This is a genomic window from Streptomyces sp. KLMMK, from assembly GCF_036961605.1.
Classification (GTDB): domain Bacteria; phylum Actinomycetota; class Actinomycetes; order Streptomycetales; family Streptomycetaceae; genus Streptomyces; species Streptomyces telluris.
The window spans coordinates 1-5,048 of the sequence record NZ_JBAMDC010000438.1; the positions used below are offsets into that span (position 1 = coordinate 1).

Genomic DNA, 5,048 nt, shown 5'->3' on the forward strand with positions numbered 1-5,048 from the left:
ATGAGCCGGGCGGTACGGGACCTGGGCGGCGTGCCCGAGGCGGCGGCCGCTGGTTACGCGCTGCCGTTCCCCGTCCCGGATGCCGACGCCGCCGTACGGCTGGCGGCGGAGCTGGAGGCGCGCGTCGCGGCCGTGTACGCCGATCTCGTGGCCGCCGCCCGCGGTGACCTGCGGCTCGATGCGGCGGGTGGACTGCGTGAGGCGGCAGTGCGCGCGGTGCGCTGGCGCGGCGGCGGCGTAGCCTTCCCTGGGCTCACGGAGCGGACGGCTCCGGGTAAGCCCAGCGGTTCACCCGAACGCCCCTGACCGGCAAGGACGAAAAGGACAGCACAGGGATATGAGCAACGCCGACGACCGCTTCGCACCACCGGAGCGGCTGGTGCGGACCCTGGGCTCCGGGCCGGCGGACGGAGCGGTGCGCCGATGGCTCGCCTCGCTGCCGGAGCAGGTGTCCGAGTTCGCGGAGCGCTGGGAGCTGACCCCGGAGCGGGTGCACCGACCGGGCGGGCGGGGCAGCATCGTCGTCCTCGCACGCCGGGCCGACGGCACGGGCGCCGTACTGAAGCTGGAAGCACCGGACGAGGCCACCGCACTGGAACATGCGGCGCTGGCGCACTGGAACGGCCTGGGGGCGGTCCGCGTGCTGCAGGCGGAGCCCGGGGCGGGTGCACTTCTCCTGGAGCGGCTGCGGGCCGATGTGACCCTGCGGTCCCTGGCGGAGGCGAAGGCCGTCCTGGAGGCGACGGCGACGCTGCAGCGTCTGTGGGTGCGTCCGGCGGACGACCACCCGTTCACTTCGGTGGCCGACCACACGCTTCTGCTCGCCGGCGCCATGCGGGAGCAGCGCGGGGAGCCGTGGGCGGCCGACGCGCGGGCCGTCGTCGACGAGGCACTGGAGTTGCGGGACGCGCTGACGGCCGACACCGGCACCGAGGAGCCGGCGTCCTTGCTGCACGGTCGCTACCAGCAGGGCAAGGTGCTCGCCGGGGAGCGGGCCCCGTGGCTGGCCGTCGGCCCCAGGCCGCTGGTGGGCGAGCGGGCCTACGACTTGGCGTGGCTCGCCCGTGACCGGGTCGACACCCTGATGGCCTCCCCCGGGGCCGCGGCCATCGCCCGGCGGCGCGTGGCCAAGCTCGCCGACGCCCTGGACGTCGACCGCGACCGGCTGCGCGGCTGGACCCTCTTCCGCACGGCGGAGGCGGGCATGCGCGAACTCGCCTCCGGGGCGCGCGCACGGGGCGAACTCCTGCTGGAGTTCGCGGGGATGCTCTGACGGGGCCCGCCCCATGCGGTGCGGACGGGCTGCCGCCTCATGCCGTGTGGTCGAGCCGCCCCATGCGCAGCCAGCAGCCGCCCCATGCACGTCCCGTATCGGCCCCGTGCGGGTTCTGCGTCCGCCCCATGCGATGCGGGTGACCCCGCCCCATGCGGCTCCCGTCTGCGCCTCGTGCGGCTCCGCGCCTCCGCCCCATGCGGCCGGGGCACGGGGCCCCGGCCGTCCCTGGCGGACCGTCAGCGGCGCGCGCTCAGCCGCTCGATCGCCTCGGCGACCGGCAGCTCCTCACGGGCGCCCGTGCGCCGGTCCTTCAGCTCGACGAGCCCCTGGGGCGCCCCGCGGCCGACCACCAGGATCTCCGGGATGCCGATCAGTTCGGCGTCAGTGAACTTCACGCCCGGGGAGACGCCGGTGCGGTCGTCGACGAGGACCCGGACGCCCGCGGAGCCCAGCTTGTCCGCGAGTTCCAGGGCGAGTTCGGTCTGGACCGCCTTGCCGGCGGCGACGATGTGCACGTCCGCGGGGGCGACCTCACGGGGCCAGCACAGGCCGGACTCGTCGTGCGTCTGCTCGGCGAGGGCCGCCACCGCGCGGGAGACGCCGATGCCGTACGAACCCATGGTGACGCGGACCGGCTTGCCGTTCTGCCCGAGGACGTCGAGCCCGAAGGCGTCGGCGTACTTGCGGCCCAGCTGGAAGATGTGGCCGATTTCGATCGCCCGGCCGATCTCCAGTCCCGCGCCGCAGCGGGGGCAGGGGTCGCCCGGCTCGACCACGACCACGTCGAGGTACTGGTCCACCTCGAAGTCGCGTCCGCACACCACGTTGCGGGCGTGCTTGCCGGGCTTGTTGGCGCCGGTGATCCATGCGGTGCCGGGCGCCACGCGCGGGTCGGCGATGTAGCGCAGCTTGAGGCCCTGGGGGCCGACGTAGCCGCGTACGAGGTCGGGCCGGGCCGCGAAGTCCTCGGCGGTGACCAGCTCGACGACGGCGGGCGCCAGGTGCTCCCCCAGCTTGCCGAGGTCGACCTCGCGGTCGCCGGGCACGCCCACGGCGGTGATCTCGCCGTCGACCTTCACGAGGAGGTTCTTCAGCGTCGCGGAGGCCGGCACGCCCAGGTGGGCCGCGAGGGTCTCGATGGTGGGCGTGTCGGGCGTGTCCAGCTCCTCGACGGCCCCGTGGTCCGCGGGGCCGGAGGGGGTCACGGCCACGGTGACGGCTTCGGTGTTGGCGGCGTAGTCGCACCGGGGGCAGTCCACGAAGGTGTCCTCGCCGGCCGCGGCGGGCGCCAGGAACTCCTCGGACGCGGAGCCGCCCATGGCGCCCGAGACGGCGGAGACGACGCGGTAGTCGAGGCCCAGGCGCTCGAAGATGCGGGTGTACGCCTCGCGGTGCAGGCGGTAGGACTCGGCGAGCCCCTCGTCGGTGGTGTCGAAGGAGTAGGAGTCCTTCATCTGGAACTCGCGCCCGCGCAGCACGCCGGAGCGGGGCCGGGCCTCGTCGCGGTACTTGGTCTGGATCTGGTAGAGGATCACGGGCAGGTCCTTGTAGGACGTGCACTGGTCCTTGACCGTGAGGGTGAAGATCTCCTCGTGCGTGGGGCCGAGCAAGTAGTCGGCTCCCTTGCGGTCCTTGAGGCGGAACAGGAGGTCGCCGTACTCCTCCCAGCGTCCGCTCGCCTCGTAGGGCTCCTTGGGCAGCAGGGCGGGCAGCAGGACCTCCTGGCCGCCGATGGCGTCCATCTCCTCCCGCACCACGCGCGAGACGTTCTCCAGCACCTTCTTGCCGAGCGGCAGCCAGGTCCAGACTCCGGCGGACGAGCGTCGGACGTACCCGGCGCGGACCAGCAGCTTGTGGCTGGCGGTCTCCGCGTCGGCCGGGTCGTCGCGCAGTGTCTTCAGCAGCGTGGTGGACATGCGCTGGACATGGGCCATCGTTGGTCTCCTGGCGGGGCGTAGGGAATGGTCAGGAGATTAGCGGCAGCCCGGTGGTCCGCTGAAACGAGTTCTCGCGCCGGCCGGCCCGTACGACTCCTCCCCACGGCCCCGTGCCTCACCCCAGCAGCGGCAGCGGGGCCCCCATCACCACGTACGGGCTCTGTGCGCTGGGGAAGTGCACGGGGCGCGCCAGGTCGCGGTAGCCGAGCCTGCGGTAGAGGCCGCGGGCGGGGGACTCGGTGTCGATGGCGGAGAGGATCGAGCGGGGCTCGGCGGCGCTGTCGGTGATGGTGGTGATGAGCTCCCGGCCGATGCCCCGTTTCTGGAAGTCGGGGTGGACGTGCAGCTCCGTGATGACAAAGGAGTCGTCGAGCCAGCCTTCGCTGCCCGTGGCGCGCAGGTAGGGCTCGACGACGCCCGACCACCAGTGGCTGCGGTCGTTGGGCATCCCATAGACGAAGCCGACGAGGCGCCCCCCGTGGGTGGTCGCCCCGAGCGCCCGGGCACCGCGGGAGGCGAGGTGGCGCAGCACGATGTGCCGCCGTACGGCGACCTCTTCCGCGGTGAGCCCGAAGGCCAGCGCCTGCACGGCCAGCGCGTCGTCGACCCGCGCGGCGAGGTCGAGCGGCCCGACCACGATGTCATCCATGCGGGGAGGCTACCCGCACGCTCCCCGCGAGCGGGGACCGGCGGCTCAGAACAGCACGCTCATGAACGCGCCCGTCTCCTCGAAGCCGACGCGCCGGTAGGCGGCCCGGGCGGCGGTGTTGTAGTCGTTCACGTAGAGGCTGACGACGGGCGAGACCTCGGCGAGGGCGTAGCGCAGGACGGCCGCCATGCCGGTCACGGACAGGCCGCGGCCGCGGTACTCGGGAGCGACCCAGACGCCCTGGATCTGGCAGGCGTGGGGCGTCGCGGCGCCGATCTCGGCCTTGAAGACGACTCGGCCGTCCTCGATGCGGGCGAAGGAGCGGCCGGAGCCCACGAGCTCGGCGACGCGGGCCTGGTAGAGGAGCCCGCCGTCCCCCGCGAGCGGGGAGACGCCGACCTCCTCGGTGAACATGGCGACACAGGCCGGCATGATCACTTCCATCTCGTCCTTGCGGATGCGGCGGACGAGGGGGTCGGGCTCGATGTCGGCGGGCATGGAGCGGGTGACCATGAGGGGCTGGTGGGCGCGTACCTCGCGCGCGGGGCCCCAGTGGGGCTCGAGGAGCGACCAGAGCGCGGACGTGGCCTCCGCGGGGCCCACGATGGAGGAGCAGCGGCGCCCCGCGCGGCGCGCGCGGTCGGCGAAGGCCCGTACGGCCTCGGGGCCCGCACAGATGGGGACGAGGTTGGCGCCGGCGTAGCAGAGGGCCTCCAGGCGGCCGGCCGAGTACCAGCCCCACATCTCGCCGCCGAGCCGCCAGGGGTCGAGGCCCGCGACCTGGACGCGGGCGGCGACGAAGGCGTTTGCGACGGGGTCGCGGTCGAGGACGCCGAGGGCGGCCTCGATGTCGCCGGGCTCCAGGACCTTCGTGGTGGTCGTCGTCAGCACGTGTGGATTTGCCTCACCGTCGCGGGGCCCGAGGCCGGAGGAACAGGTCTTGGAACTGTACCTCCCGGCCTCCTGGACGCACCCCCCTAGCGGCCGCACGGGGCGGGAAGCAGCGGTGCCCCGCCCCGTGCTGGACGGGGCGGGGCACCGAGGGCTCCGCGGGGTGCCCGGGCGCACGGGGCACGGGGCGCGGGGCATGGAGCAGCAGGGTCAGCCGGCGATGCTGATCTTGGGCTCGCCGGAGGCGACGCCGTCCTTCTCCATCTGCTCGGCGATCTTCATGGCTTCCTCGATG

Annotated in this window: 6 protein-coding genes; 3 read left to right on the top strand and 3 right to left on the bottom strand. The window is 73.8% G+C overall.

Features of this window, described 5'->3' with window-relative positions; translation table 11 throughout:
- Nucleotides 1–306, top strand: a 306-nt coding sequence (locus V7793_RS33085; RefSeq protein WP_336013404.1) for a DUF4439 domain-containing protein, incomplete at its 5' end; no start/stop codon positions are given.
- Nucleotides 307–337: 31 nt separating this feature from the next.
- On the top strand, nucleotides 338–1,273 hold the full coding sequence (locus V7793_RS33090) for an aminoglycoside phosphotransferase family protein (RefSeq protein ID WP_336013405.1): 936 nt from the start codon (nucleotides 338–340) through the stop codon (nucleotides 1,271–1,273).
- Between the two features lie 239 nt (nucleotides 1,274–1,512).
- Here the strand turns inward: V7793_RS33090 and V7793_RS33095 are convergent, their stop codons facing one another.
- The 3 genes from V7793_RS33095 to V7793_RS33105 all read right to left on the bottom strand — a co-directional run bounded on the left by V7793_RS33095 (nucleotide 1,513) and on the right by V7793_RS33105 (nucleotide 4,753).
- Nucleotides 1,513–3,210: a proline--tRNA ligase gene (locus V7793_RS33095; RefSeq protein WP_336013406.1), complete on the bottom strand. Its 1,698-nt coding sequence runs from the start codon at nucleotides 3,208–3,210 to the stop codon at nucleotides 1,513–1,515.
- Between the two features lie 118 nt (nucleotides 3,211–3,328).
- Nucleotides 3,329–3,862: a GNAT family N-acetyltransferase gene (locus V7793_RS33100; RefSeq protein ID WP_168096775.1), complete on the bottom strand. Its 534-nt coding sequence runs from the start codon at nucleotides 3,860–3,862 to the stop codon at nucleotides 3,329–3,331.
- 45 nt (nucleotides 3,863–3,907) lie between these two features.
- A complete protein-coding gene (locus V7793_RS33105) occupies nucleotides 3,908–4,753 on the bottom strand; it encodes a GNAT family N-acetyltransferase (protein ID WP_336013407.1) in 846 nt (281 codons plus the stop codon).
- Nucleotides 4,754–4,802: 49 nt separating this feature from the next.
- Here V7793_RS33105 and V7793_RS33110 point away from each other — a divergent pair.
- A partial coding sequence (locus V7793_RS33110; protein WP_336013408.1) for a hypothetical protein occupies nucleotides 4,803–5,048 on the top strand: 246 nt, incomplete at its 3' end.

Excerpts from the sequence above, each read along its gene's own strand:
- V7793_RS33090 (WP_336013405.1), top strand. The coding sequence starts at position 338 with ATGAGCAACGCCGACGACCGCTTCGCACCACCGGAGCGGCTGGTGCGG.
- V7793_RS33095 (WP_336013406.1), bottom strand. The coding sequence starts at position 3,210 with ATGGCCCATGTCCAGCGCATGTCCACCACGCTGCTGAAGACACTGCGC.
- V7793_RS33100 (WP_168096775.1), bottom strand. The coding sequence starts at position 3,862 with ATGGATGACATCGTGGTCGGGCCGCTCGACCTCGCCGCGCGGGTCGAC.